This window comes from Cupriavidus pauculus, from assembly GCF_003854935.1.
In the GTDB taxonomy this organism is placed as follows: domain Bacteria; phylum Pseudomonadota; class Gammaproteobacteria; order Burkholderiales; family Burkholderiaceae; genus Cupriavidus; species Cupriavidus pauculus_C.
In genome coordinates, this window is record NZ_CP033970.1 from 1,728,213 (window position 1) to 1,752,725 (window position 24,513).

24 protein-coding genes are annotated in these 24,513 nt (G+C 67.8%); 12 read left to right on the forward strand and 12 right to left on the reverse strand.

What is annotated here, in order from left to right; genetic code table 11:
• Positions 1-1,005 (reverse strand): ornithine cyclodeaminase family protein, encoded by a 1,005-nt coding sequence (locus tag EHF44_RS25840; protein WP_124686519.1) that lies wholly within the window; start codon positions 1,003-1,005, stop codon positions 1-3.
• An 11-nt stretch (positions 1,006-1,016) separates the two neighbouring features.
• Positions 1,017-2,027: a Bug family tripartite tricarboxylate transporter substrate binding protein gene (locus EHF44_RS25845; RefSeq protein WP_253700224.1), complete on the reverse strand. Its 1,011-nt coding sequence runs from the start codon at positions 2,025-2,027 to the stop codon at positions 1,017-1,019.
• Positions 2,028-2,318: 291 nt separating this feature from the next.
• On the opposite strand from EHF44_RS25845, the gene hutC reads away from it, so the two are divergent.
• Positions 2,319-3,059 (forward strand): histidine utilization repressor, encoded by a 741-nt coding sequence (gene hutC, locus EHF44_RS25850; RefSeq protein WP_124686520.1) that lies wholly within the window; start codon positions 2,319-2,321, stop codon positions 3,057-3,059.
• 112 nt (positions 3,060-3,171) lie between these two features.
• Entirely contained in the window at positions 3,172-3,681 is a 510-nt protein-coding gene (locus EHF44_RS25855; RefSeq protein ID WP_124686521.1) for a hypothetical protein, read from the forward strand.
• Positions 3,682-3,698: 17 nt separating this feature from the next.
• Here EHF44_RS25855 and EHF44_RS25860 read toward each other — a convergent pair whose 3' ends face one another.
• The 6 genes from EHF44_RS25860 to EHF44_RS25885 all read right to left on the reverse strand — a co-directional run bounded on the left by EHF44_RS25860 (position 3,699) and on the right by EHF44_RS25885 (position 10,141).
• On the reverse strand, positions 3,699-4,124 hold the full coding sequence (locus EHF44_RS25860; RefSeq protein WP_124686522.1) for a hypothetical protein: 426 nt from the start codon (positions 4,122-4,124) through the stop codon (positions 3,699-3,701).
• A gap of 264 nt (positions 4,125-4,388) precedes the next feature.
• Positions 4,389-5,132 (reverse strand): endonuclease/exonuclease/phosphatase family protein, encoded by a 744-nt coding sequence (locus tag EHF44_RS25865; protein WP_253700226.1) that lies wholly within the window; start codon positions 5,130-5,132, stop codon positions 4,389-4,391.
• Between the two features lie 20 nt (positions 5,133-5,152).
• Positions 5,153-7,363 (reverse strand): VTT domain-containing protein, encoded by a 2,211-nt coding sequence (locus tag EHF44_RS25870; RefSeq protein WP_124686524.1) that lies wholly within the window; start codon positions 7,361-7,363, stop codon positions 5,153-5,155.
• A 108-nt stretch (positions 7,364-7,471) separates the two neighbouring features.
• Positions 7,472-8,251, reverse strand: coding sequence for an AraC family transcriptional regulator (locus tag EHF44_RS25875; protein WP_124686525.1), 780 nt, complete (start codon positions 8,249-8,251; stop codon positions 7,472-7,474).
• Complete coding sequence (locus EHF44_RS25880) at positions 8,235-9,143, reverse strand: DMT family transporter (RefSeq protein ID WP_124686526.1); 909 nt, start codon at positions 9,141-9,143, stop codon at positions 8,235-8,237. The genes EHF44_RS25875 and EHF44_RS25880 overlap by 17 nt, the downstream gene beginning before the upstream one ends.
• A 122-nt stretch (positions 9,144-9,265) precedes the next feature.
• Positions 9,266-10,141 carry a LysR family transcriptional regulator gene (locus EHF44_RS25885; protein WP_124686527.1) on the reverse strand — a complete coding sequence of 292 codons (876 nt, stop codon included), beginning with the start codon at positions 10,139-10,141 and terminating at the stop codon, positions 9,266-9,268.
• A 94-nt stretch (positions 10,142-10,235) separates the two neighbouring features.
• Here EHF44_RS25885 and EHF44_RS25890 point away from each other — a divergent pair, with 94 nt between their 5' ends.
• The 3 genes from EHF44_RS25890 (at position 10,236) to EHF44_RS25900 (ending at position 11,987) form a co-directional block, all read left to right on the forward strand.
• Positions 10,236-11,345 carry an NADH:flavin oxidoreductase/NADH oxidase gene (locus EHF44_RS25890; protein ID WP_124686528.1) on the forward strand — a complete coding sequence of 370 codons (1,110 nt, stop codon included), beginning with the start codon at positions 10,236-10,238 and terminating at the stop codon, positions 11,343-11,345.
• A gap of 106 nt (positions 11,346-11,451) precedes the next feature.
• Entirely contained in the window at positions 11,452-11,721 is a 270-nt protein-coding gene (locus EHF44_RS25895) for a type II toxin-antitoxin system Phd/YefM family antitoxin (RefSeq protein ID WP_124686782.1), read from the forward strand.
• Positions 11,718-11,987, forward strand: coding sequence for a Txe/YoeB family addiction module toxin (locus tag EHF44_RS25900; protein WP_124686529.1), 270 nt, complete (start codon positions 11,718-11,720; stop codon positions 11,985-11,987). Before EHF44_RS25895 ends, EHF44_RS25900 begins: the two co-directional genes overlap by 4 nt.
• 14 nt (positions 11,988-12,001) lie before the next feature.
• On the opposite strand, the gene EHF44_RS25905 is transcribed toward EHF44_RS25900, so the two are convergent.
• From EHF44_RS25905 to EHF44_RS25915, 3 genes are read right to left on the reverse strand one after another with little or no spacing between them, the layout of a single operon-like run.
• Positions 12,002-13,177 carry an L-rhamnonate dehydratase gene (locus EHF44_RS25905; RefSeq protein ID WP_124686530.1) on the reverse strand — a complete coding sequence of 392 codons (1,176 nt, stop codon included), beginning with the start codon at positions 13,175-13,177 and terminating at the stop codon, positions 12,002-12,004.
• Positions 13,178-13,203: 26 nt separating this feature from the next.
• A complete protein-coding gene (locus EHF44_RS25910) occupies positions 13,204-14,229 on the reverse strand; it encodes a 4-hydroxythreonine-4-phosphate dehydrogenase PdxA (RefSeq protein ID WP_124686531.1) in 1,026 nt (341 codons plus the stop codon).
• Positions 14,230-14,249: 20 nt separating this feature from the next.
• Positions 14,250-15,215, reverse strand: coding sequence for a Bug family tripartite tricarboxylate transporter substrate binding protein (locus EHF44_RS25915; RefSeq protein WP_124686532.1), 966 nt, complete (start codon positions 15,213-15,215; stop codon positions 14,250-14,252).
• 267 nt (positions 15,216-15,482) lie between these two features.
• Here EHF44_RS25915 and EHF44_RS25920 point away from each other — a divergent pair, with 267 nt between their 5' ends.
• Positions 15,483-16,403 carry a dihydrodipicolinate synthase family protein gene (locus tag EHF44_RS25920; RefSeq protein ID WP_124686533.1) on the forward strand — a complete coding sequence of 307 codons (921 nt, stop codon included), beginning with the start codon at positions 15,483-15,485 and terminating at the stop codon, positions 16,401-16,403.
• 18 nt (positions 16,404-16,421) lie between these two features.
• Here EHF44_RS25920 and EHF44_RS25925 read toward each other — a convergent pair whose 3' ends face one another.
• Positions 16,422-17,348 carry a LysR family transcriptional regulator gene (locus tag EHF44_RS25925; protein WP_124686534.1) on the reverse strand — a complete coding sequence of 309 codons (927 nt, stop codon included), beginning with the start codon at positions 17,346-17,348 and terminating at the stop codon, positions 16,422-16,424.
• Between the two features lie 212 nt (positions 17,349-17,560).
• Between EHF44_RS25925 and EHF44_RS25930 the strand changes: the two genes are divergently transcribed.
• The 6 genes from EHF44_RS25930 (at position 17,561) to EHF44_RS25955 (ending at position 24,508) form a co-directional block, all read left to right on the forward strand.
• A complete protein-coding gene (locus EHF44_RS25930; RefSeq protein ID WP_124686535.1) occupies positions 17,561-18,163 on the forward strand; it encodes a BON domain-containing protein in 603 nt (200 codons plus the stop codon).
• Between the two features lie 210 nt (positions 18,164-18,373).
• Entirely contained in the window at positions 18,374-20,872 is a 2,499-nt protein-coding gene (locus tag EHF44_RS25935) for a type VI secretion system Vgr family protein (RefSeq protein ID WP_124686783.1), read from the forward strand.
• A 1-nt stretch (position 20,873) separates the two neighbouring features.
• Entirely contained in the window at positions 20,874-22,823 is a 1,950-nt protein-coding gene (locus EHF44_RS25940) for a T6SS effector phospholipase Tle3 domain-containing protein (RefSeq protein WP_124686536.1), read from the forward strand.
• Positions 22,823-23,533 carry a T6SS immunity protein Tli3 family protein gene (locus EHF44_RS25945; protein ID WP_124686537.1) on the forward strand — a complete coding sequence of 237 codons (711 nt, stop codon included), beginning with the start codon at positions 22,823-22,825 and terminating at the stop codon, positions 23,531-23,533. Before EHF44_RS25940 ends, EHF44_RS25945 begins: the two co-directional genes overlap by 1 nt.
• 10 nt (positions 23,534-23,543) lie before the next feature.
• Positions 23,544-24,254 (forward strand): T6SS immunity protein Tli3 family protein, encoded by a 711-nt coding sequence (locus EHF44_RS25950; protein WP_124686538.1) that lies wholly within the window; start codon positions 23,544-23,546, stop codon positions 24,252-24,254.
• Positions 24,251-24,508 carry a PAAR domain-containing protein gene (locus tag EHF44_RS25955; RefSeq protein ID WP_124686539.1) on the forward strand — a complete coding sequence of 86 codons (258 nt, stop codon included), beginning with the start codon at positions 24,251-24,253 and terminating at the stop codon, positions 24,506-24,508. Before EHF44_RS25950 ends, EHF44_RS25955 begins: the two co-directional genes overlap by 4 nt.
• The last annotated feature ends 5 nt before the right edge of the window (positions 24,509-24,513 follow it).

Here is a 24,513-nt window from a genome sequence, read left to right on the forward strand (position 1 = left end):
TCAGGCAAAGCGCAGCGTCTGGCCCAGGCCCTTGGCGCGCGCCTTGGTCAGCATGGCGTGGCCCAGCGCGATGTCGGTGGTGGAAAGCCCGCGGTGCCAGAACAGGATCGTCTCGTCGTCGCGCTCGCGCCCCGGCTTCAGCCCGGCCACGATCTGGCCCAGCTCGGCGTGCAGGTTTTCCTCGTTCAGCCGGCCGCTGTCCACGTGCTGGCGCAGCGCGCCGAACGGCAGGCCCTTGCGGCACTGGCCCCAGTCGTCCACCACCATCTTGCTCATGATGTCGGTCAGCGACAGCTCCACGGCGCTCATCGTGCCGTACGGAATCACCAGCGCGCCGGGCTGGATCCACTCGGTCAGCAGCATCGGCTGCGGCTTGGGCAGCCGCGACGCCTCCACCACGATATCGGCGCCGCGCACGCACGATTCCCAGTCCTCGGTCACCGTCACGGGCTTGCCGAGGTCGCGTGTCAGCCGCGCGGCAAACGCGTCGCGGCTCTCGGGCCGGCGGGAATGGACGCGGATCTCGTCGAAATCGAACAGCGAGTCGAGCAGCCGCACGTTCCAGTACGACGTGCCGCGCGCGCCGATGTGCCCCAGCACCTTGCTGCCCCGGCGCGCCAGATGCCTGGCGCCCAGCGCGGTCACGGCGCCGGTGCGCATGTCGGTGATGGCCGTGGCGTCGATCACGGCCAGCGGCACGCCGTTGTCGGGGTCGAACAGGTTCAGCAGCGCCATCTCGGACGGCAGCCCGTGCCGGTAGTTGTCGACATAGTCGGACACCACCTTCACCCCGGCCACGTGCAGCGGCTTGATAAAGCCGCGCAGCACGTTGAAGTGGCCCTTGTCCGACGATTCCGGCACCAGGTGCACGCGCGGCTCGATCACGGTCTCGCCGCGGCCCTGGGCGGCCAGTGCCGCTTCCACGGCGGCCAGGATCTCGGCGTCGGTCAGCGCCAGCTCGGCCACGTCGGGGCCGTTCAGGTAGGTCAGGTACAACGGGTTCACGGGGCGTCTCCTTACTGCAGCGGGGGAATGTTGGCGCGATGCACGATCGCGCGCCATTTCGTGGTCTCGGTGGCGATGGTGTCGCCGAACGCCTGGCTGGTGTTGCCCACCGGCTCCAGGCCCAGGCCGTCTAGCTTCTGGCGCACGTCGGGGTCGCGCAGCACGGTGGCCACGTCGGCCTGCCACTTGCGTACCACGGCCTCCGGCGTGCCCTTGGGCGCCACCAGCCCGTACCACGACGTCACGTCGAAGCCCGGATAGCCCGATTCGGCGACGGTCGGCACGTTGGGCAACTGCGGCAGCCGGCGCGGCCCGGCCACGGCCAGCGGCACCAGCTTGCCGGTGCGGATGTGCTGGAGCACGGTGGAGATGCCGCCGAACATCATCTGCACCTGGCCGGCCAGCACGTCGTTGAGCGCCGGCGCCATGCCGTTGTACGGCACGTGCACGGTCTTGACGCCCGCTTCGAGGTTCAGCAGTTCGCCGGCCAGATGCGCGCCGCTGCCGTTGCCGGGCGAGGCAAAGTTCAGCTCGCCCGGGTGCGTGCGGGCGTAGGCCACGAGGTCCTTGAGCGAGCGCGCCGGCACCGACGGATTGACGACCAGCACGTTGGGCGAGGCCGCCAGCATCGTCACGGGTACGAAGTCGCGTGTCTCGAAGCTGAGCTTGCGGAACAGGATCGGGTTGACGGTCAGGTTGCCGGCCGGCGCCAGCCCCAGCGTATAGCCATCGGGCGCGGCGCGTGCCACGGCTTCCATGCCGATGTTGCCGGCCGCGCCGGGCTTGTTGTCGATCACCACGGGCTTGCCCCAGCGCTCCGACAGCTTCTGCCCGATCAGCCGCGGCAGCGCATCGGCCACGCCGCCGGCCGCGAACGGCACAACCACGCGCACGGGGCGGGACGGATAGTCATCGGGCTGCGCCGACGCGGGACGCGGCAGCGCCGCGAGCACGGAGGCCACGGCCGGCACGGCCATCCACAGCCGCCATCCGATGGCCGGCCTTCTTACGCAACGGTTCACGCAATTCTCCCCGTCATGGCACTTCGATCGTTGACCCGGCGACGCCGTGCGGCCCTTGTGCTGCCGGCCGACTTGTATAGACTGATCTTACGGAAGCCGTCCGATACTGTATAGACAACTTTTCGCATATCGGAAAGCGGATTTCTCATAAGATGCGGGGCGGCACGCGCGCGGTGCCGCGTGGCACTGGCGCTGTGCATGGCCATGCGTGGCACGCGGCGCTTTTCCCCGACATGGCCCACGCGCGGCCGCCTGATCCGATCGTCCACCCACCCGCAGCCGGGAGCCTGCATGCCGACACGCCCGACCGTCCGACCCAGCAACCCGCCCGCGCCGGCGTTCCAGCGCATCAAGGACTACGTGCAGGACCAGATTGCCGCCGGGGTCTGGCGCGAGGGCGACGCCATCCCGCCCGAGCTGCGGCTGGCCGAGACGTTCGCGGTGTCGCGCATGACCGTGAACCGCGCGCTGAACGAACTGGAGGCCGAGCAGATCCTGGTGCGGCGCAAGGGCGCCGGCACGTTCGTGGCGCAGCAGCGCTACCAGGCCACCGTGGTGGAGATCCGCTCGATTGCCGAGGAAATCCGCGCGCGCGGCCATCGGCACCGCAGCAGCCTGTACCGGCTGGAGCGGCAGCGCGCCACGCGGGCCCTGGCCGCGCAGTTCGGCGTGGCGGAGCGCAGCACGCTGTTCCATTCGGTCATCGTCCACTTCGAGAACGACGCGCCGATCCAGGTGGAAGACCGCTGGGTCAACCCGGCGCTGGCGCCGGACTACATGGAGGCCGACTTTGGCGCCATCACACCGAACGAGCACCTGATGCGCGTGGCGCCGCTGCAGCGGGCCGAGTACCAGATCGAGGCGCTGCTGCCCACGGCCGACGTGGCCGAGATGCTGGCCATCGCGCAGACGGAGCCGGCGCTGGTGCTGCGCCGGCGCACGTTCTCGCAGGGCGCGGTGGCGTCGGTGGTGGTGCTGTGGCACCCGGGCGGCCGCTACCGGTTTGGCGGCGCGCTGGGCCAGGCGCTGTAGCAGGCGCCCCGGCGCCGGGCGAGCTTGTCTGCCTCTGAATAAGCAATAGAATCCAAAGGGACAGGACGCCGGGCAACGCAGGACGGCCAGACCTGCCCAAGTGGAGAAGGGAATGGGTGCCAAACGCAAGACGCTGGCCGGAGCCCTGGCCGGGTTTGCCCTGATGCTGTCCGGCTGCGTGACCTATCCCGGCTACGACGCGGGCTACGCCAGCTATTACGGCAGCGGCTACACCGGCTATGCCAGCTACACCGGCACGGGATCGTCCTACACCACCTACACCGGTTATCCGGCCTACTACGGCGGGTATTACGGCGGCTACCCCTACGGCTATCCCTACAGCTACGGCGGCTGGCCGTATTCCACCAGCATCTGGCTAGGCTATGGCTGCTGCGGCTACCGGGGCTACTACGGCTATCGCGGGTACTACGGCTATCGGGGCGGGTATTACGGCGGTTATCGCGGCGGCTATCGCGGCGGATACCACGGGGGATACCACGGCGGCTATCGCGGGGGGTACCACGGCGGCGGGGGCTACCGGGGTGGCGGCTATGGCGGCGGGGGATATGGCGGCGCCTACGGCGGACGTGGCGGCGGCAGGGGAGGCGGACGGGGCCGCTGAGCGCGGCCCTGGGTGGCTTACGGTAGCTGGCGGAGCTGGCCGATGACGGACATCAGCCGGCCGTGCGCCACGGTGACCGACGCCTCGTCTTGCAGCGCTTCCTGGTAGCGCTTGCGGAACAGTTCGTCGCCCTGCTCGCTGAACAGCTTCTGCGTGGCGCCGGCCACGGCGCGGCAGGTTTCGTCGTGATGCTCGTCGCCGTCCAGTTCCTCGTCGATCTCGATGATCAGGCGCGACAGCGGATCGAGCCAGCGGAAGAACGATTCCTCGGTCACCAGCTGCACAAACTGTCCGGCGGGAATCGGGCCATGCAGTCTCTCGTACTGGCCCCGGTCGTAGCCGATGACCTCCTTGTGGACCTGGAGCAATGCCGCCCGCAGGGCACGCAGCCCCGAGCGGCGGGTTTCCTGGGTAGCAAGGAACTGTTCGCTGGGCATGCCCATCTCCACTTTTCCTGTTCATGGGCAGGCCGTATCGACTCGACCTTCGGCGGCATCCTCCCGGGGCCACCCTTCGCCTGCCCGTTGTTATCGGCAGCACACGTCCACGCTCGTTACCATGCACGCTGCGCAAGTCAGTATAGGCAGCGCCATGTCCCCAATCTAGCGCGGGGGCCTAGCGAAATACCCGTATTGCGGCCATGCGGCAAGGCAGGCAGGCCATGCGCCGGGCCGCCGTGCAGGCCCGCCTATATTGCGATGCAGCGGCTAGCGCGACGTGAGCCGCATGCGCGCCAGCAGCGGCAGATGGTCAGACGCCAGGCGCGACAGCGCCGTGCGATGGCTGGTCACCGCCACCAGGTGCGCGCGTGGCGAAGTCCAGATGCGGTCGAGCGCCAGGAACGGCATGCGCGACGGAAACGTCGACACGTGCGGCGTGCGCTCGAAGTAAGCATGGAGCCAGCGCAGCGGGCGCCCCCACAGGAACCACTCGTTCACGTCGCCCAGCAGGATGGTGGGCTGCTCGGGCGCCTCGGCCAGTGCGGTCAGCAGCCGCTTGACCTGCCAGCGGCGCTCGCCGGGCCGCAGCCCCAGGTGCGTGGCGATCACGCGCAGCGCGAACGTGCCGGACTCGATGGCATTGCATTCAAGCTGGGCGTCGATGGCGCCGCGCGGCTCGCAGCCCCTGACGCTGAGGTCGATGTGCCGCACGGCCAGCGGCCGGTAGCGCGTCAGCAGCGCGTTGCCGTAGTCGCCGTCGTCGCGCACCAGCGTGGGCCCCGGTATGGCGTGCAGCCCCGTGTGCTGGGACAGGAAGCGCAGCATGTCGAAGCCGGTGCCGCGCGTTTCCACCTCCTGCAGCGCGATCAGGTCGGCGCGCAGTTCGTGCAGCACCTCGCAGATGCGCTTGGGCACGAAGTGGCCGTCGGTGCCGACGCCCCCGTGGATGTTGTAGCTCGCCACGGCGATCTCCGCGTGGAGCGCGCCGTGCGGCGTGGCGTGATGGGTCATGGGCCGGGTATCCGGTGCGTTCATCGCGCCCCCTGGCCAGACGGCGGCGGGCAGCACCGCGCCGCGCCCGCGCCACTGCGCAGGGCCGCCTCCGACGCCTGCGCGCGCCGCTGGCGCCGGCGCCGCAGCACCCACCACAGGCCAAGCGGAATCAGCAGCACCACGCCCAGCCATGCAAAGCTGGCCGCGCCGGGATCGCGCGCGACGGCGGCAATGCGGTCCACCAGCGACGCCGACACGATGATGCCCGGCGACATGCCGATGGCCGTGCCCAGCAGGCAATCCCGCAGCCGGATGCGCGACGCCCCCACCACGAGGTTGACCAGCGTGAACGGCGCCACCGGCACCAGCCGCAGCACCACCATCGCCAGCAGCCCGTGCTTGCCCACCTGCTGCGTCAGCCGGTTCAGCCGCCGGCCGCCAAACCGCTGCACGGCGTTGCGGCCGATCACGCGGCCCACGGTATAGGTGGCGGCCGTGCTCAGCACCGTGCCGCCCAGCGCGATGGCCGCGCCATAGAGCGGGCCGAACACCACCAGCGTGACCACGATCAGCACGGTCACCGGGAACAGCGCCAGCCCGCCGGCCACGAACGCGCCCAGCATCGCCAGCGGGGCAAACGGCTGGTCATCGAGCTGCTGGACGGTGGCCAGCAACTGGCGAAAATCGGTCCATTCGCGCAGCGGCGTGTAGCGCCACGCGAACACCACGCCGGCAACGAACAGCACCAGCGCCAGCAGCATGACCACGCGGTTGGCCACGCGCGGCCGGCCTTCCTGGCCGACGAACTCGGACACGATCTCGTCCGGGTCGATCGGCTCCATCGGGTCCAGCAGCCCCGCATCGGGCAGGGCGGCGTCGATGTTCTCGGGCACGGTCGGCACGAACGGCTGCAGCGTGCGCCCCTCGGGCCGGTACAGCGCCGCCAGCGCGGTGTTCAGCCGGCCGTGGGTGTCCAGCGCCTGCGCCAGCGCCTCGGGCGTCACGGCCAGGTGCTCGCACAGCAGGCGGTCGCGCATGGCGCGGATGCCGGCCGCGATGCGGGCGTCGCCGTTGGACTCGATGACGAGGTTGCACTCGGTATCGAGCCCGAACGAGCGGTTGCTGAGGTTGGCGGAGCCGATGGTCAGCAGGCGGTCGTCCACCACCATGACCTTGGCGTGCACGTTGACGCAGGCATCGCCCAGGTCCGGCACGTGCGGGCAATAGAGCTGGAAGCGGCCGTCCGGGTCCGCCTCGCGCAGGCCGCGATAGAGCCGCGCGCGCAGCACGCCCATGCTCGCTTCTTCCAGCCAGCCGCTCTCGGTTCGGCGCGATACCAGCGCGATGTCGGGCCCGTCGGGCTCGCGCAGCCTTGCCTCGAAGGCGTCGGCGATCAGCCCCGAGCTGAAGTACTGGTTTTCGAGATAGACGCTGTCGCGCGCCGCGGCGATGGCGTCGGTGTGCAGCGCGCGGATCTCGCTGACGGCGGGCGAATCGGGCCGTTCGGGATAGGTGCGGCTGATGCCCACGCGCACGTCGGTGATGTCGGGCACGACCTGCCCGGGCCACGGATCGGTGCCCACGGGGGCATCCGGCGCCGGCACGCGGGGGCGGCGCCCGGTGGCGCGCAGCCAGCGTTCCGCGGCCATGTCGCCCAGCGCCCGCGCGGCCGGGCCATCGACCACGCACTGCACGTCATGGAATGGCGGGTAGGGCTTGCCGTCGGGGTCCACGCGGCGCGGGTCGTCGGGCAGGTGATGGTGGGTGTCCCAGCGGCGGATGGTCAGGTCGAGGCCGCCCACGAACGCCACGCGATGGTCGATCACGACGACCTTCTGGTGGTGCGAGGCGCCCGACGGGTGGTTGCCGTCCAGGCAGAAAGACAGGCGGCGGTGCGTCTGCCAGTGCTCCTTGGCCGACGGCAGGAATTCGCGCTCCAGCGCGAAGACCATCGCGTAGTCCCAGCTCAGCACATAGATGCGCAGCCCGCGCCGGCGCCGGCACAGCGCGTTCAGGAAATCGCGCAGCTCGGCGGGCAGGCCGTCGGTGGGGGCGTCGGGCAGCAGCCGCATGCGGCTGTCGATGTCCCATCCGAGGATGAACACGCTGTGCTCGGCGCGCGTCAGGGCCTCGCGCAGCGCGGGGAAGTAGGCGTCGGCGTCCACCAGCATCGCAAAGCGCGCGCTGGGCTCCACGCGCCAGCAATTGTGGCCCGGGCGCAGCAGGGATTCTGGGGCATCGTTTCTCATGGCGAACGGTAGCCCGCGCAAGTTTCGTACCGGTCGGGCGGCCGCATGGCGCCGTGGGGTGGCGCGCGCCGGTCGTGTGCGGCTTACTTGCCTTTGTAAAAACTGCAGTCAGGCAGCGGAGGGCAGGGCGGCGCTGCGCCACGCGGCCGGTGGCATGCCGAAGCGGCGCGCGAATGCGCGCGTGAAGGTGGTCTGGTCGGGATAGCCGACGCCGGCCGCGATGTCGGCCAGCGGCATCGTGCCGGCCATCAGCCATTGCACGGCCTGGTCCAGCCGCAGCCGTGTCTGGTAGCCGTGCGGCGTGTCGCCAAAGGCTTCGCAGAACAGCGTGTGGAAGCGGCGCGGACCCCAGCCGATGCGCGCGGCCAGCGCGTCGACGCGCAGCGGCGTGGCCAGGTGGGCGCGCAGGTAGTGGTCCACGGCGGCCACCGGAAAGCGCGCGGCGGCATCGGCCTGCCGGTCATCGAGACCGAGCATCCGCGTCAGCCCGCCGGCCAGCGCGGCGGCGCGCTGCCACGCGTGCTGGGCGGCCATGCCGCTGCCAGCGGGCGCCGCCGCCAGCCGGCGCACTTGCGCGGCAAAGCTGGCATCCATCGAGAACATGCGCGGCCGGGCCATCAGACGGGCTGGCAGGGCCACCGAACTGGACGGGAAATCGGCCACGAGCTGGAGGTTGTCGGGCAGGCCGCTGCACAGGTGGTGATGCCCGGCGGGAATCACGAGGCCCTGGGTGCGGTCGACGCGGTACGCATGGCCGTCGATTTCCAGTTCGGTCTCGCCATCGACGCCGAACAGGAGTTGGTGATAGTCGTGGGCATGGCCGAATGGCCGCCGCTGGTAGCGGCGCGGCTCGACCAGCGGAGACGCATGCTCAACGAGCTTCGGCATGGCGCTGCCTCCCCTGTGTCTGGCACAGCCAGACCCCGACCCCGGCGACGGCCATGCCGCACCACTGCAGCGGCCCCAGCCGGTCGCCGAACAGCAGCGCCGCCTGCACGGCCGCCAGCGGCGGCGCCAGGAACATCAGCGCGGCGGCGTTGGCCGCCTGTCCGCGCCGTACCAGGCCCAGCAGCAGCCACGTGCCCAGCCCGGACAGCACCACGGCCGCCCAGAGCAGCGCGGCCCACAGCGTGGGGCCGGACATCCAGCGCAGGCCGCCGATGCCGCCGGACGCGGCCACCACGACGGCGGCCACCAGCAGCGCCCCGGCGTTCTGCCAGGCCGAGCTGGCGCGGATATCCGCGCGGGCAATCGAGGTTTTCTGGAGCAGCGTTCCCATCGTGATCGAAATGATCGCCAGCACGCCCACCAGCACGATCCACGGCGAGACGGCGTGCGGCGCACCGGCCTGCATCGCGGGCAAGACTACCAGACCCACGCCCAGCGCGCCCAGCGCCAGCCCGAGCCAGGTGCGCGACGTCGGCTGCTCCTTGAGCAGCGGTATCGCAAGCAGCGCGGTCAGCAGCGGCTGCAGCGCGCCCAGCAGCGCCATGATCGACGGCGACAGGCCGTGCGCCACGGCGCCATAGCCGGCGCACAGGTAGATGCCCTGCATCAGCGCGCCGGCCAGCAGATGGCGCGGCACCTGCGCCAGCGGCGGCCACGCGGCACGGCCGGCCGCCGCCACCGCCGCGAACATCAGCGTCGCCAGCGCAAAGCGGGCCAGCAGGAACAGGCTGGTATCGGCCACCGGCACCACGGCCTTGCCGACGATGAAGCCGGTGGACCAGATCAGGACGAAGGCCATGGCGGGCAGCCAGGCGGGCAGGGGGCGCGGCATGGTGGGGTGGGGGCGGTTGGCGAAAAGCGGACGGCAGGGGTGGAATCTGCCGCGCAGCCTATCGCAACGCGGGCGGCGTGTCTTGGCAAATCCTGCAGCCGGTGCCTGCCATCGGCACAGCCTCAGGCCGCCGCCTTGACCTGGGTGCGCAGGTAGTCCACCACCCGCGCCACGCGCGGCGGCAGCGACCACTCGGAGCGGTGGATCAGCCACAGCTTGTCGATCACGGGCGCCTGGCAGTCCAGCACGCGGATGCGGTCCGGCTGCACAAACGCCTCGCGTGCGTAGCGCGGGATCACGGTAAAGCCAAAGCCGCGCGCCACCGGTTCCAGCATCAGGCTGACCTGGTTGCTGAAGCCCCGGCACGGCAGCGTATGGACGCCCGGATTGCCGGGGTAATGCCGGCTCAGCAGCCGGTTGGCCATGGTCTTGCCGTCGGGATGGTCGACGAAACCGATGCGCTGCAGATCCTCCCAGCCGTCAACCTGTTCGCTGGCCGGGTAGACCAGCTCCAGCGGCTCCTCGCTGAACGGGCTTGCCGCCAGACGCGGCTCGTCGGGCTTCAGCGATACCAGCCCGACGTCGAAGCGGTTCTGCAGCACGCCTTCCAGCACCTCGGCATCGGGCGCGAAGCGGTGCCGGATGATCAGCCCCGGCGTGCGCGCCTGCAGGTCCAGCAGGCGCGGATAGAGGAACAGGCCGATGCTGCCCGGCGTGATCAGCCCGACCACGCCGCTTTCGGCATTGGCGCTGAGGCGGGCGCGCAGACGGTCGTTGGCCACCTCCATGTCGCTGCAGTATTCCAGCAGCGCCTTGCCGGCCGGCGTCAGTTCCAGCGCGCGCGGGCGGCGGATCAGCAGCGGGCCCAGCGCTTCTTCCAGATGGCGGATGTGCTGGCTGACGGCGGCCTGTGTCAGGCCCAGTTCGTCGGCGGCGCCGGTGAAGCTGCCGGACTGGGCCAGCATCGCAAACGAACGCAGCCATTGCGGGTTAAGCATAATGAACTCTTATTGAAGCGATAAGGCGTAGACGGTTTTCATTATAGCGACCCGTCGCTACTATCGCTGCATTGCAACACGTCTCGACAATTTCATGACTACGCCTGCACTTTTCACGCCGTTTACCCTCAAGGACGTCACGCTGCGCAACCGCATCGCGGTGCCGCCGATGTGCCAGTACAGCGCTATCGACGGCTTCACCAACGACTGGCACCTGTCGCACTACGCCGGACTGGCGCGCGGTGGCGCGGGGCTGGTCATCGTCGAGGCCACGGCGGTGTCGCCGGAGGGCCGGATCTCGCCGGGATGCACGGGGCTGTGGAATGACGAACAGGCCGTCGGCATGGCCCGCATCGCCGAGGCGATCAAGGCCGGCGGCGCCGTGCCCGGCATCCAGATCGCCCATGCCGGCCGCAAGGCCAGCGCCAACCGCCCGTGGGAAGGCGACGACCATATCCCCGAAGGCGACCCGCGCGGCTGGCAGACCATCTCGCCTTCGGCCAAGCCGTTTGGCGCCCATCTGCCCAAGGAACCCAGGGCGATGACGACCGAAGACATCGCGCGCGTCCAGGCCGATTTCGTGGCCGCCGCCAAGCGCGCCCGCGACGCCGGCTTCCAGTGGCTGGAACTGCACTTCGCGCACGGCTATCTGGCGCAGAGCTTCTTCTCGGTCCATGCCAATACGCGCACCGACGCCTATGGCAACGATGCCATCGGCCGGGGCCGCTTCCTGCTGGAAACGCTGGCCGCCGTGCGCGAAGTCTGGCCGCAAAACCTGCCGCTGACCGCCCGCTTTGGCGTCATCGAGTACGACGGCAACGACGAGCAGACGCTGCGCGAATCGATCGAACTGGTGCGCGCCATGCGCGAGGGCGGGCTGGACATGCTCAACGTCAGCGTGGGCTTTTCCACGCCGGACGCCCAGATCCCGTGGGGCCCGGCATTCCTGGCCCCGATTGCCGAACGCGTGCACCGCGAGGCGGGCCTGCCGGTGGCGTCGTCGTGGGGCATCGACGACCCCGTGGTGGCCAATCGCGTGGTCGAAGCGGGCCAGATGGACCTCGTGATGGTGGGCCGCGCGATGCTGTCCAACCCGCACTGGCCGTACCAGACCGCCATGAAGCTGGGCCTGGAGCGTCCGTCGTGGGTCCTGCCGGCGCCGTACGCGCACTGGCTCGAACGGTATCGGGTGCAGTCGGCCTGATGCAAAACGCGTCGGCCCCGCAAACGGGCCGACGCGCCGCCGTTTGACCGGCGCGCCATAGCCGCTATACTTGTACAGTTAATTGGACAAGTACCGGAGTTGAATGATGCGCACCGTCCACTTCTCGGATGCCCGCAACAACCTCAAGGGCGTGATCGACCAGGCCATCGATGACCACGAGGCGGTTCTGATCACGCGCCGCGACGCGCCCAACGCGGTAATCATGTCGCAGGCCCAGTACGATAGCTGGGCCGAAACCATCTACCTGCTCAATTCCCCTGCCAACGCCGCCCATCTGTCGCGTTCGCTCGAACAGTTGCGCGCCGGCGAGGCCAAAGCGCGCACCCTTCTGGACCCCGATACCCCGACCGAATGACGCGCAACATCCTGTTCACCGCGGATGCGTGGGCGCAATACCTGTTCTGGCAGGGGCAGGACCGGAAGACCCTGAAGCGCATCAACCAGCTTGTCGAGGATGCGCGGCGGTCCCCGTTCGAGGGAATCGGCAAGCCGGAGCCGCTGAAGGGCAACCTGACCGGCTTCTGGTCGCGCCGCATCGACGATACCAATCGGCTGGTCTACAAGGCCGACGACGTGGCCGTCTCGATCGTTAGCTGCCGCTACCACTACGGCGACCGCTAGCCAGCCCCCGCCCGCTACTCCACGATCTCGAACGCGTCCAGGTACGTGTCGTTCAGCGTCAGCCCCAGGCCCGGGACGTTGTCGTCCAGTTGCAGGAAGCCGTTGTCGGGCGCCGGTTCCCCGTTGAAGATGTAGTAGAACAGTTCGTTGCCGACCTCCACGTCGTGCACGGGGAAGAACTCGGCCATTGGCGACGCCGTGGACGCCATCGTCAGGTGGTAGTTGTGCATCTGGCCGGCGTGGGGGATCACGGGCACCGACCACGCCTCGGCCATGGCGTTGATCTTCTGCGCGGCGGTGATGCCGCCCACGCGGTTGGTGTCGTACTGGATCACGTCCACCGCGCGGCGTTCCAGCAGGTCCTTGAATCCGTACGACGTGAACTCGTGCTCGCCGCCCGAGATCGGGAACGGGCTCATCTTCTTCAGTTCGGCGTAGCCCTCGATGTCGTCGGCGATGACCGGCTCCTCCAGCCAGCGCGGGTTGAACTCGGCCAGCCGCGGCACCATGCGGCGGGCGTATTCGAGCGTCCAGCCCATGTAGCACTCCAGCATGATGTCCACGCCGTCGCCCACCAGCTCGCGCAGCAGCCGCACCTGTTCCAGGTTCTTCTGCATGCCGGCGGCGCCGTCGCGCGGGCCGTAGCCGAAGCGCATCTTCATCGCCGTGAAGCCCTGGTCCAGGTAGCGCTGCGCCTCGCCCAGGAAGGCGTCGCGGTCGTCGTTGTTGTAGAGCTTGGACGCATAGCACCAGATCTTTTCCTTGGTGCGGCCGCCCAGCAGCTTGAACACGGGCCGGCCGGTGGCCTTGCCCATGAGGTCCCACAGCGCGATGTCCACCGCCGAGATGGCGGCCATGCCGATGCCCTTGCGGCCCCAGGCGTGGGTGCGGCGGTACATCTTCTGCCACAGGTATTCGTTGTCGAACGGGTCCTGGCCGATCACGATCGGCGCCAGGTACTGGTCGACGATCTGCTTGGCCACGCGCGGCGCCAGCGCGCAGTTGCCGATGCCGACGTGCCCGTCGTCGGTTTCCACCTCCACCACCAGCCAGCCGTGAAAGCGGAACGACCCCATCGCGTCGCCGCGGTCGAACAGGATGTCGGTGGCGTTGGTGCAGAAGTGCGCCTGCGGCGGCACGGTCTTGCCCTTCCATTCGAAAACGCGGGCGCGGACGTTGGTGATCTTCATGGTCGATTCCTTTGAGCGGGACGGGGTCAGGCGGCGCGGGCGTCGGCCAGCCGGCGCGCGCCCATCTGGCAGGCCAGGTGGAACGCCTGCAGCGTGGCGCCCGGGTTGGCGCGGCCCTGTTGCGCGATGTCGAACGCGGTGCCGTGCGCCGGCGTGGTGATTGGCACGGGCAGGCCGCCCTGCACGGTCACGCCGCGCGAGAAGCCCATCAGCTTGATGCCGATCTGGCCCTGGTCGTGGTACATCGTGACGATGGCGTCGAACTGGCGTTCGTCGGGCCCGCCCTGCACCTTCAGGAAGATCGTGTCGGCCGGAAAGGGCCCCTGCGCGGCCACGCCGCGTGCCTGGGCGGCGGCCACGGCCGGGCCGATCACGTCGATTTCCTCGCGGCCGAAGGCGCCGTTGTCGCCGTTGTGCGGGTTCAGGCCGCAGACGGCGATGCGCGGGGCGGCCACGCCGGACCGGCGCAGCGCGTGGTCGATCAGGTCGATGGCGTCGCGCACGCGCTCCGGCGTGATCAGCGCGGGCACGTCGCGAATGGCCACGTGCGACGTGACGCGCGACGTCCACAGCCCGTCGAGCACGTTGAACTCGCAGAACGGGCCCCGGTAGCCCAGCCGCTCGGCAAACCAGTGCAGCTCGTCGTTGTGGCCCATGCCGGCCGCGTGCATCGAACTCTTGTTGAGCGGGCCGAACAGGATGGCGTCGGCCTGGCCGGCCTGCGCCAGGTTCAGCGCCACCTGCAGCGTGCCCAGGCAGTAGCGGCCACCCTCGGCGCTGGCGGCGCCGCGCGGATAGGTGGGGTTGCCGTCGAGCGCCCAGTGATGGAGCCGCGGGCCCTGCTCGGTGCCCTGGAAGTCGGGCCGGTCCACTTCGGGCAGCGTCAGCGAGACGCCGGCCACCTGCATGGCGCGGCGCCATTCCTCGCGGTCGGCGATCAGCAGGATGCGGGCCTGCGCGGCCACGGGGTCGGCCAGCAGCCGGGCAATCAGTTCAGGGCCGATGCCGGCGGGGTCGCCGAGCACCATTGCGATACGGGGACGTGGCGTCATGGTCGGGATAGGGTTTGGGGTCAGTCGAGCTTCACGCCCAGTTCGGCGATCAGCTTGCCGTAGCGCGCGTATTCGCTGCGCGAGAAGGCGTCGAAGCGGGCGGCGTCCATCGTGCCGGGCACCGCGCCAACGTCGCCCAGCCGGCGCAGCGTGTCGGGGTCCTTCATGACCTGTGCCATGGCGGCGCCCAGCTTCTGCAGCGTGGCGGGCGGCGTGCCGCCGGTGGCGTAGACGCCGTACCAGGTGTTGGCCTGGATCTCGGGCACGCCGGCTTCCTTCAGCGTCGGCACGTTCGGCAGCAGCGCCGAGCGCGTGTCCGATGTCACCGCCAGCGCACGCAGCTTGCCGGCCTTGATATGGTTGATGACCGACGGCATGGTCTCGAAGCTCATGTCCACCTGGCCGCCCATCAGGTCGACCAGCCCACTGGCGCTGCTCTTGTACGGCACGTGCAGCATCCGGCCGCGGATCTGGTGCGCAAAGGCCGCCGCCGCCAGGTGCTGCGTGCTGCCGACGCCGGACGAGCTGTAGCGGTACTTGTCCGGATGGGCCTGGATCTGGGCCACGAGCGAGCGCGCGTCCTGCACCGGCAACTGGTTGTTGACGACCAGCACGTTGGGCACCTGTGCCACCAGCGCCACCGGCGCCAGGTCCTTCAGCGGGTTGAACTGGAGCTTGAGCAGGTGCGGCGCGATGGCCTGCGACGTCGACACGCCCATCAGCAGCGTGTTGCCGTCGGGCGGCGCCTTGGCGGTCAGGTCCGCGGCGATGGTGTTCGACGCGCCCGGGCGGTTGTCCACCACCACCGGCTGCTTGAGGATCGCGGCCAGCTTGTCCGCGACGATGCGCGCCATGATGTCCGTGCCGCCGCCGGGGGCCGCGCCTACCATCATGCGTACCGGGCGGGCGTCGTCCGCCCAGGCGGCGGGGGCTGCCAGGCCGAACCCGACGATGCCGGCCAGTGCGCCGGCCATCCAAGTCTTCATGTCTGTCTCCGTGGCACGCAGTCTGCGCTGCGTGAGACCCACTATACGGAGCGCGGCGGGCGCCGAAAACTGAGCATTTCTGAAGCGGCGATAAGCAGTGCTGATATCCGGGTTAACGCGGGCGGGCCCCGGGGCGGCGGCTGGCGCGGCGCCGGCCGGGCGCCGAGCGATCACCGCAGGCGATCACGGTATCGGCAGGTTTCATTAGGCAGCGCGCGGGCCGGCCCGTATATTGGGCGGCACAACATCAGACCCAGGAGACAGCGCATGACGACCCCCGTGTATCGCGGAGTGTTCCCCGTGGCCCCGACCATCTTCGACGCCCAGGGCGGGCTGGACCTGGACGGCCAGCGCCGCTGCATCGACTTCATGATCGACGCCGGATCGGACGGGCTCTGCATCCTGGCCAACTTCTCCGAGCAGTTCGTGCTGACCGACGACGAGCGGGCACGGCTGATGACCACGGTGCTGGACCACGTGGCCGGGCGGGTGCCGGTGATCGTGACGACGACGCATTTCAGCTCGCGGATCTGCGCCGAGCGCAGCCGCGCCGCGCAGGACGCCGGCGCCGCCATGGTGATGGTCATGCCGCCGTACCACGGCGCCACGATCCGCGTGCCCGAGCCGGCCATCTTCGACTTCTTCGCGGCGGTCTCGGCGGCCATCGACATCCCGATCATGATCCAGGACGCACCGGTCAGCGGCACCACGCTGTCGGCGCCGTTCCTGGCCCGCATGGCGCAGGCGCTGCCGAACGTTTCCTATTTCAAGATCGAGGTGCCGCAGGCGGCGGCCAAGCTGCGCGAGCTGATTGCGCTGGGCGGCGACGCGATTGTCGGGCCCTGGGACGGCGAGGAAGCCATCACGCTGATGGCCGACCTGGAAGCGGGTGCCACGGGCGCGATGACCGGCGCGGGCTATCCGGACGGCATCCGCCAGATCCTGGACGCCTGGCAGGCCGGCGACGCCGAGGGCGCCGCTGCCCGCTACCAGCAGTGGCTGCCGTTGATCAACTACGAGAACCGCCAGGGGTGGCTGGCGACGGCCAAGGTGCTGATGCAGGAAGGCGGCGTGATCCGCTGCGATGCGGTGCGGCATCCGCTCCAGCACATGCACCCGGCCACGCGCGAGGGGCTGCTCCGGGTGGCGCGGCGGCTGGACCCGCTGGTGCTGCGCTGGGGGCGCTGAGCGGGTTGCAACCGGGCGCTAGGCCGCGCGGGCGCGCAGGGCGTCGATCAGCAGGCTCATCGACGCCGTGGCGGGCCGGCCGCGCCGCGTGACGATGCCGTACGGCCCGAGCTGGATCGGCAACGGCAGCGGCAGCACGGCCAGCGCGCCGAGCCGCGCGTAGTACGCGGCCACCGATTCGGGCAGCACGGCCACCAGTTCGCTGTCGGCCAGCAGCGACGTGGTCATCAGCACGGCGGCGGTCTCGATGGTCGACGGGGGCGGGGCGACGCCGGCGTCCTCGAACGAGCGGTCGATCAGCGCGCGCATGGGGCTGGGGCGCGGCTGCATGATCCACGGGTAGCGCGTCAGCTCGGCAAACGCCAGGCGGCGCTTGCGTGCCAGCGGGTGCTGGGGGCCGACCACGATCGCCAGCCCCTCGTCGCCCAACTGCTCGAAATCGACGCCGCCGGCGTCCCAGCCTTCGGGCACGCGGCCGAGCACGACGTCGAGCTGGTCGCGCTCCAGCAGCGGCATCAGCACGTCGCTGGTATCGACCTGGACAGCGATTTCGAGTTGGGGATGGTCGCGGTTGAGGTCGCGGATGGCATCGGCCAACAGCCCCGGGGCCGGCGCCATGACCGCGCCGACGCGCACGCGGCCGATCTTGCCGGACGCCAGCGCCACCAGCTCATCGCGCAGGCCGGCCATGTCGGCAAACACCAGCTTGGCGTAGCGCGTGGCGGCATGGCCGAAGCGCGTTGCCCGCAGGCCGCGCGCGTGGCGTTCGAACAGGGCCACGCCGAGCAGGTCTTCCATGTCCTGCAGCATCTTGCTGACGGCGGGCTGCGAGAGCGTGAGCGCCTCGGCCGCCTGCCGCAGCGATCCGCGCGCCTCGATGGCCACCAGCAGGCGCAGGTGCTGCATCTTCAGGCGGTTGTGCAGGGCGGAGACGGACGGAATCATGGTCGGGGGCAGGCTGGGCCCGGAGGCGGGCGGCGCATCATTCTAATGTGCCGGCGCGGGCGGCCGGGGTGGCGGTAAATCTTCCAACGGATGGGGCGGGCTACACGCGGGCGCCTGGGCAGGCACTGCTACGGAGGCTGGCTGTGGGGGTTTTTCGTCGGAACGGATTTTGCATCGTGTCTTTCCCATCGCCACCACTACGGGAGACCGATATGACGAAGCACAATCGCTGGTTCCAGCCCGGTGTGTCCGACGCCGGTAGCGACTGGGCCGTCCATGACCAGACCGAGGACTTTGGCGGCCCGGAGGCGTATCCCCGGCCGTGGGCGCGCGGGCGCGAGGCCGACACGCGCGTGTACGACCAGTCGCGCGTCGACCCCGCCGCCTATGGCATCGCTGAGGACGACGGCCTGCGCACGGCGCCCGGCCGCGCAAGCTGGCACCGCGCCGCCGACGTGAACTGGCAGGACCGCCACGAGGACGGCGCGCTGCGCCATCGTCCGGGCAGCGGCGGACGCCCGGCCGGCATGCCGCACGAACAGTCGCGCGGATACGGCGAATGGGTCGAGCGGCGCTCGCAGCCGGTCTGGCCGAAGGGCTACACCCGGTCCGACGAGCGCATCCGCGACGATGTCTGCGAGCGGCTGGCCCATGACGGCCGGGTGGACCTGCGCGAGGTCGAAGTCGATGTCGAGGCCGGCGTGGTCACGCTGAAAGGCAGCGCCCGGGATCGCGGGGAAAAGCACCGCATCGAGAACATCGCCGGGCATGTGATGGGCGTGAAGGACGTCCAGAACCAGCTTCGGGTGGGCTGAACGCGAACACGGCGAGGGGCGGGGCGATGTCTGACCCCGCTTCGGACTCTTAAAATGCCATTAACCGCCAAGCGTTTCTGACGCCCGCAACGTTTCGGCGACAGCGCAGGCCGTGCGGCGTGCAAGTCTCATGGTGAACTGCAGGGTTACCCGACCTGCGTCAACGTGGAGCCGCCAGTCGTCCATCAAAATCTGACGCCATTCGAATCGATGGCGGGCACGGTGGACGGACAGAACGATATCGCGGCGGGGCCGCGTCAGGCCCTGGTGGGGCGTCAGGCATATCGCCTGGAAGTGCCCGGGGCGCCAAGCGCCGGTGGGCTGTCCGTGGTCTCCTTCGACGCCGTCGAGCGGCTGGGCGAACCGTATCGCGTCACCATACGGCTGACCCACGCGGCCGAACTGGCGCGGCTGGACTACCTGCGCAAGGACGCGACGTTCTCGATCGCCCCGGCCGATGGCACCGAGTCCAGGCGGTTCTCGGGCTGCATCGTCCAGTTTTCGAAGACGGGACAAAGCCGCGACTTCTGCGCGTACGAGATGGTGGTGCAGCCGAAGGTCGCGCTGCTGGCGCTGACAAAAGCCAGCCGTGTCTACCAGCACCAGACGGCGCCGCAGATCATCGAGGCCATCCTGCGCCGGCACGGGCTGGAAGGCCACCAGTTCGCCTTCAAGACCCGCCGCCAGTATCCGGAGCACCGGTTCCGGCTCCAGTACCAGATGTCCGACTGGGACTACATCCGGCTGCTGATGGAGCAGGAAGGGTTGTACTGCTACTTCCTGCCCGGCCGGTTCGGCACGGCGTTCGGCGATGTGCTGCAGTTCTCCGACGACATCGACCACTACATCTACCAGCCGGCCTTGCGCGTGCCGTACCGGGAAACGGCGGGGCTGGAGTCCGGCGTGGAGTCGGTCTCCGAGATCCGGACCGATGTCCGGACCGTGCCCGAATCGTTCCTGACGGCTGACTACAACCCGGACCAATCCTACGAGCGCCTGATGGCCGAGGCGAACGTCGCCCGCAAGGAAACCGGCAACTACGGACAGCCCTACGTCTACGGCACGCACCACCTCGACATGGCCGGCGCCCGCTGGGCCGCGCAGTTGCGTCACGAGGCGGCACTGGCGGGGCAGATCGTCTACGAGGGCCGGAGCAACATCCTGGAACTTCGGCCGGCCCGCGTGCTGCGCATGGACCTGTTGCTGCCCGACGCGCCGAACGGGCAGGTGGTTACCGAGGTCACCCACACCGGCGCCCGGGACCGCGCCTATAGCAACACGTACAAGGCGATACCGGCGGACCGGCGCTTCCGCCTGCCCGTCGATGACAGCCGGTGGCCGCGCATCGCCGGCACGCTGAGCGCGCGGGTAACGTCGCCGGGCGACTACAAGTACGCCTACCTGACGCAGCAGGGTCTCTATGTGGTGCGGTTCGACCTCGATTTCGACGCCTGGCCCAGGGGCAGCGAGAGCGTGCCGCTGCGGCTGGCCAAGCCGTTCGCCGGGGCGCGCCAGACCGGCTTCCATTTCCCGCTGATCGACGGCACCGAGGTGGCCATCGCGTTCCGCGACGGCGATCCCAACAAGCCCTATATCGCCCACGCCCTTCACCACAGCCAGCACGAGGACCTGGTGACCTGCCACGACCGCTGGCTGTCGCGCAACGTCATCCGCACGCAGAGCAACAACAAGCTGCGGTTCGAGGACTGGGAGGGCGAGGAGGGCGTCAAGCTGTCCACCGACTACGGCGGCAAGACGCAGTTGAACCTCGGACACCTGGTCGATAGCCATCGCAAGAAGCGCGGCGAAGGCTTCGAACTCCGCACCGACCGCCACGGCGTCGTGCGCGCGGGCGGTGGCTTGCTGGTCACCGCGGACAGGCAGGCCAATGCCATCGGCCAGCAGACCGACACGGCTGGCGCCATGCGGCAACTGGAGCTGTCAATGGCCGGCGCCGAGGGGCTGGCCGAAGCGGCCCGGGCCGCCGTCGCCGAGGTGGCCGACCTGAGGGCCGAGAACCAGTGGCTCAAGGACAGCGTCACCGATCTGAAGCAGGCCGTCCTGGCGCTGTCCGCGCCGGCCGGCATCGCGGCGGCCACGCCGCAGCGCATCGCCCTGTCGGCGGGCAACGGCGTCGGCATCAAGACGGGCGCGGCGTTCCACGTCAACGCGCTGCGCAGCGTCGCCATCGCCGCCGGCGACGCACTGTCGTTGTTCGCCCACAAGCTGGGCGTCAAGCTGTTCGCCGCGCGGGGCAAGGTGCTGATCCAGGCGCAGTCCGACGCCATGGAACTGGTGGCCGAGAAGAACATGCAACTGACCAGCGCCAGCGGGTCGCTGATCGCCAACGCCCGGAACGGCATCGTCCTGAGCGGCGGGGGCAGCGCCTATATCAAGGTGCAAGGCGACAACGTGGGAATCGGCGGGGCCGGGCATCTCATCCTGAAGATGGTCGAGATCCAGAAGTCAGGCCCCGGCTCGCTTTCGCTGCCACGCCCGACGTTCGCCCAGACCGACACCATCAACAACGAACGGTTCGTGCTGACCGACGTCGTGACCGGCCAACCGCTGCCCAATCGCGCCTATCGGATCCGGCTCGCCAACGGCGAAATCACCGAGGGCGTCACCAACGAAGATGGCGAAACCTCGCTGCTCACCAAGGACGTCGCACAGGGCATGCAACTGCTGCGCGTCAAACTGAAGCTCTGACATGGCCGATCAAACTGGCGAAACAACGATGGACGCTGTGGCTCCCCAGGCCAAGGCGTCGCCGCAGCAGGCTCGACCCAAGGAAGCCACCCGCGTCGTACCGACCCAGCGGGACGCCCACGGCAACCCGTACTGGGAGTCGTACATGACCCCCGACAGTTTTGGCGTCCGGGCCGAAGCCCAGATCCCGCCGCATCTGCCCGGCGTGATTATTTTTGTGCACGGGGTGAATTCGGAGGGGGAGTGGTATGACGCGGCCGAGAAGGCGTTGTGTGAGGGGTTGAATGAGAGGTTGGGGCTGGGAGGGAGCGAGTTTCGGCTCGAAGAGAATAGCTATATCGATCGGGAGGTAGAGGCGCCTCACCGTATGCACGAACGCCGGTACGACTTCCACGACCCAGGCAGGTCCCCGGTGATTCGTTTTTTTTGGGGCTACCGTGAACCAGAAGCCGTCGCAGCGCAAGGGAAGTACAAAGTGCCACTTCGAAACATCAGCGGAGTGGATTTCGCCAAGCGCTCGAAAGATGACCAGGGACCGTGGTTCTGGGGCGGCGGGCCGTTCCAGAATGGCACCAACAACCTGCAACAGATGTGGAGTGGCAAGGGTTTCAGCCGCCACCTGTTCGGCGTCGTCAATCTCCAACTGCTGAATACCGAGCCGGAGCGCCAACTGCAGGACGCGCCGGCGCGAGACTATTACCCCCACGCCGCTCAACGGCTGGCCAATCTGATCGACAAGATACGCGCCCGATATCCGCACGACACGATTACCGTCATGTCGCATAGCCAGGGCACCATGATCGCCATGGCGGCTGCGGCACTGTGCAGCACCCGGGCGCCAGACGCGCTGTTCCTGATGAATTCGCCGTTTGCCCTCGACGACAAGATCACGGATTTCGCGACAAGCGGTAATGACCGCCCGACTGCAGCGGCGCGTGAAAAGACCTTCCGAAATATCGCTAATCGCATCCGCGCCGACAGGCGCATGCTCGATGACCGCCTCAAAGGGCTGCTCCAGGTTGGCAAGACCCCCGACGGCAAGCCCTGGCGCCCCGACGCCCAACTGACTCTGGAACTCGCCGAACGGGATAACCATGGGCGGTTGTACGTTTATTTCAGTCCGCACGATCGGGTGATGGGCATGTCCGCTTTGGAGAGTATCGGCTGGCAGGGTGTCAGCAGCCGGCTGCTGGAGGAACTGGGCGAAACGGTCAAGCAGCGGATGCTGGCCCGGCTCACCCCTTGCGGAGATGCGCCCGGCATCAAGCGCTTCGGCACGCTGCCCGACATGAAGGGCGGTGAACTGGCCGATCCAAAGTCTCCCAAGGAATTCTGGGATGGCAATCGCGGGCCGATTTTCAACAGTATCAAGGTATGGACCGTGCCGGCCACTGGCCAGACAGTCAGCATCAATGCCGAGACAGTGCCCCGACCGCTAACGGCGGAAGAAACGAAGAACTTCGACGTCAGTATCACGGATGAGAGTGTGCAGCCATTAGGCGCGCGGGAACCAGAGAGCGGCGATTATTTGGATCGCGGGTATCCCTACTTCGAATCCATCTACGAGCCGGAGAAATACAAGGATCGTGGCGAAGATATCTACAACGGAAATCAACGCATTCGGACGAAGGAAACGCACGCTGAAGTGCGTGAATGGTTAAAGGACTACAAGCCGGAGCCACCCGACCATAGCACGCTGCCTCTGAACAGCGAGTTCATGAGGCGCGTCGCCGCCTACGATTTGCCCGTAGGTTTCTGTGAGGCGTTTGATGATCGTAAGTTCTGGCGCGAATTAATGCTGGATGCTGACTGGACGCAAATGACAGATGATTATTTTGATAAGGGAAGCCTATTAAGACCAATGATGCCGTCCGCATATATTGACCAGGAAAAGGTTTCGGATGCTATCGAAGAGGCTCGAATCCATAATCAGAACGTAAGGAGAGGCTGATGCTACGCCTAAGTTTTTGTAGTGTTGCTATTTTTGGGCTCGCAGGATGTGTCTACGCGCCGCCCAGCGCTCAGGTCGAAAACGTTAATCCGATCGTGCCACCCCAGGTGATATACCGCATCGATGATCATCGTTTCGTCTCCCTTGAGGACTACAAGCACTGTTACTTCGGTACAACGTACTACAACGACACACGTCAGGGCATTCGCACCAAGTTCGGTAGAGGCGGCGGCATAGCCAGCTATAGAGGGCGGCTCATCAACGCAGACCCGACAGGACAGAACATCGTTATTCCGTCGTCTTATCCTCCCAATGCTGCATGTCCAGACAAGGGGTGCAATATAGCTTTCATTTATTCGACAGATGCCGGCAGAACCTTTCTTAGTGGCGGTTATTACATGCGAGATTCCCCGAATCCATTTAGGGATTCTAAGGACTACATCGTCGCCGCCACCACAGATCGAATTTATATTGCTAGGAAATGGAGAACGGATGACTACTACGTCACCCAGTATCCATTGGCTCCCGGCATTGACCTTCGACCATACCGTCATGGCGAACCGCCGCGACCTGAAGTCAAGACGACAGTCCGAGGTGAGAGGTTTTCCGCATCGCGGCGCCCCAACTACCTCGACGGCCTCCGCACCCCCTCCGGCCAGGAATATGTCAGCTGCGACGACTCGATTCGTCCGGCCAATTTGAGCAAGTGAGGAGAGCCGATTGATTGCATATCGCCACATTCTGGGCGTTTTCGCCATCGCAGCCATCCTCACCACCGGCTGCGCAAATCCGTCGTCGAATCGTTCGGAGGAAATGCGGAATGTCGAAGTGCCACCGCAAGTTATCTATCGCATCGACGATCATCGCTATATCTCGCTGGAGGACTATAAGCACTGCTACTTTGGAACTACGTACTACAACGACACGCGTCTGGGTATCCGTACCAAGTTTGGCAGGGGTGGCGGCATAGCGAGCTACAGGGGAAGACTGATCAATGCCGACCCAACGGGCCGAAATATTGTCGTTCCCTCCTCGTACCCACCTATGGGGGTGTGCCCGGACAAGGGCTGCAATATTGCATTCATCTATTCGACGGATGGCGGACGTTCTTTCAGAAGTGGCGGCTACTATATGAAAAATTCGCGTAGTCCTTTTGAGGACTCGGCCCAATACATCGTGGCTGCCACAGCAGACCGAATCTACATCGCAGAGAAGATTGCCCGCGATATTGATGACTATTGGGTCGAGCAGTATCCCCTTGTTTCGGGCATTGACCTTCGTCAGCCTCTGCCTCCAGGCATCAAGGGCGATTACTTCCGCGCATCGCGGCGCCCCAACTACCTAAACGGCCTCCACACCCCCTCCGGCCAGGAATACATTTCCTGCGACGACTCCATCCGCCCGTCCAATTTCCCGAAACCTACCCCATGAAAGATCCCGTGCTGCTAGGCGATGCCACCAGCCATCAAGGTGTTGTGAGGACCGCATCGTCGACGTTTGTCATTGGCGGCCGGCGCGTGGCGCTGGTGGGGGATATCGTGTCCTGTCCCAGGCATGGAGATAATCCTATTGTCGAGGGCGGCGAGGGGTATAGCGAGCAGGGCCGACGGCTGGTGGTGCATGGGTGTCGATCGCAATGCGGCAGTGTCGTGCTGGCCGCGCCGTCTGGAGCCAGGTTCGCATGAGTTCG

Coding starts and splice junctions, on each gene's coding strand:
- EHF44_RS25930 (WP_124686535.1), top strand. CDS start 17,561: ATGACGAAGCACAATCGCTGGTTCCAGCCCGGTGTGTCCGACGCCGGT.
- EHF44_RS25910 (WP_124686531.1), bottom strand. CDS start 14,229: ATGACGCCACGTCCCCGTATCGCAATGGTGCTCGGCGACCCCGCCGGC.
- hutC (WP_124686520.1), top strand. CDS start 2,319: ATGCCGACACGCCCGACCGTCCGACCCAGCAACCCGCCCGCGCCGGCG.
- EHF44_RS25945 (WP_124686537.1), top strand. CDS start 22,823: ATGCTACGCCTAAGTTTTTGTAGTGTTGCTATTTTTGGGCTCGCAGGA.
- EHF44_RS25860 (WP_124686522.1), bottom strand. CDS start 4,124: ATGGGCATGCCCAGCGAACAGTTCCTTGCTACCCAGGAAACCCGCCGC.
- EHF44_RS25855 (WP_124686521.1), top strand. CDS start 3,172: ATGGGTGCCAAACGCAAGACGCTGGCCGGAGCCCTGGCCGGGTTTGCC.
- EHF44_RS25875 (WP_124686525.1), bottom strand. CDS start 8,251: ATGCCGAAGCTCGTTGAGCATGCGTCTCCGCTGGTCGAGCCGCGCCGC.
- EHF44_RS25935 (WP_124686783.1), top strand. CDS start 18,374: ATGGCGGGCACGGTGGACGGACAGAACGATATCGCGGCGGGGCCGCGT.
- EHF44_RS25925 (WP_124686534.1), bottom strand. CDS start 17,348: ATGATTCCGTCCGTCTCCGCCCTGCACAACCGCCTGAAGATGCAGCAC.
- EHF44_RS25900 (WP_124686529.1), top strand. CDS start 11,718: ATGACGCGCAACATCCTGTTCACCGCGGATGCGTGGGCGCAATACCTG.
- EHF44_RS25940 (WP_124686536.1), top strand. CDS start 20,874: ATGGCCGATCAAACTGGCGAAACAACGATGGACGCTGTGGCTCCCCAG.
- EHF44_RS25885 (WP_124686527.1), bottom strand. CDS start 10,141: ATGCTTAACCCGCAATGGCTGCGTTCGTTTGCGATGCTGGCCCAGTCC.
- EHF44_RS25920 (WP_124686533.1), top strand. CDS start 15,483: ATGACGACCCCCGTGTATCGCGGAGTGTTCCCCGTGGCCCCGACCATC.
- EHF44_RS25880 (WP_124686526.1), bottom strand. CDS start 9,143: ATGCCGCGCCCCCTGCCCGCCTGGCTGCCCGCCATGGCCTTCGTCCTG.
- EHF44_RS25870 (WP_124686524.1), bottom strand. CDS start 7,363: ATGAGAAACGATGCCCCAGAATCCCTGCTGCGCCCGGGCCACAATTGC.
- EHF44_RS25895 (WP_124686782.1), top strand. CDS start 11,452: ATGCGCACCGTCCACTTCTCGGATGCCCGCAACAACCTCAAGGGCGTG.
- EHF44_RS25890 (WP_124686528.1), top strand. CDS start 10,236: ATGACTACGCCTGCACTTTTCACGCCGTTTACCCTCAAGGACGTCACG.
- EHF44_RS25905 (WP_124686530.1), bottom strand. CDS start 13,177: ATGAAGATCACCAACGTCCGCGCCCGCGTTTTCGAATGGAAGGGCAAG.
- EHF44_RS25915 (WP_124686532.1), bottom strand. CDS start 15,215: ATGAAGACTTGGATGGCCGGCGCACTGGCCGGCATCGTCGGGTTCGGC.
- EHF44_RS25955 (WP_124686539.1), top strand. CDS start 24,251: ATGAAAGATCCCGTGCTGCTAGGCGATGCCACCAGCCATCAAGGTGTT.
- EHF44_RS25865 (WP_253700226.1), bottom strand. CDS start 5,132: ATGACCCATCACGCCACGCCGCACGGCGCGCTCCACGCGGAGATCGCC.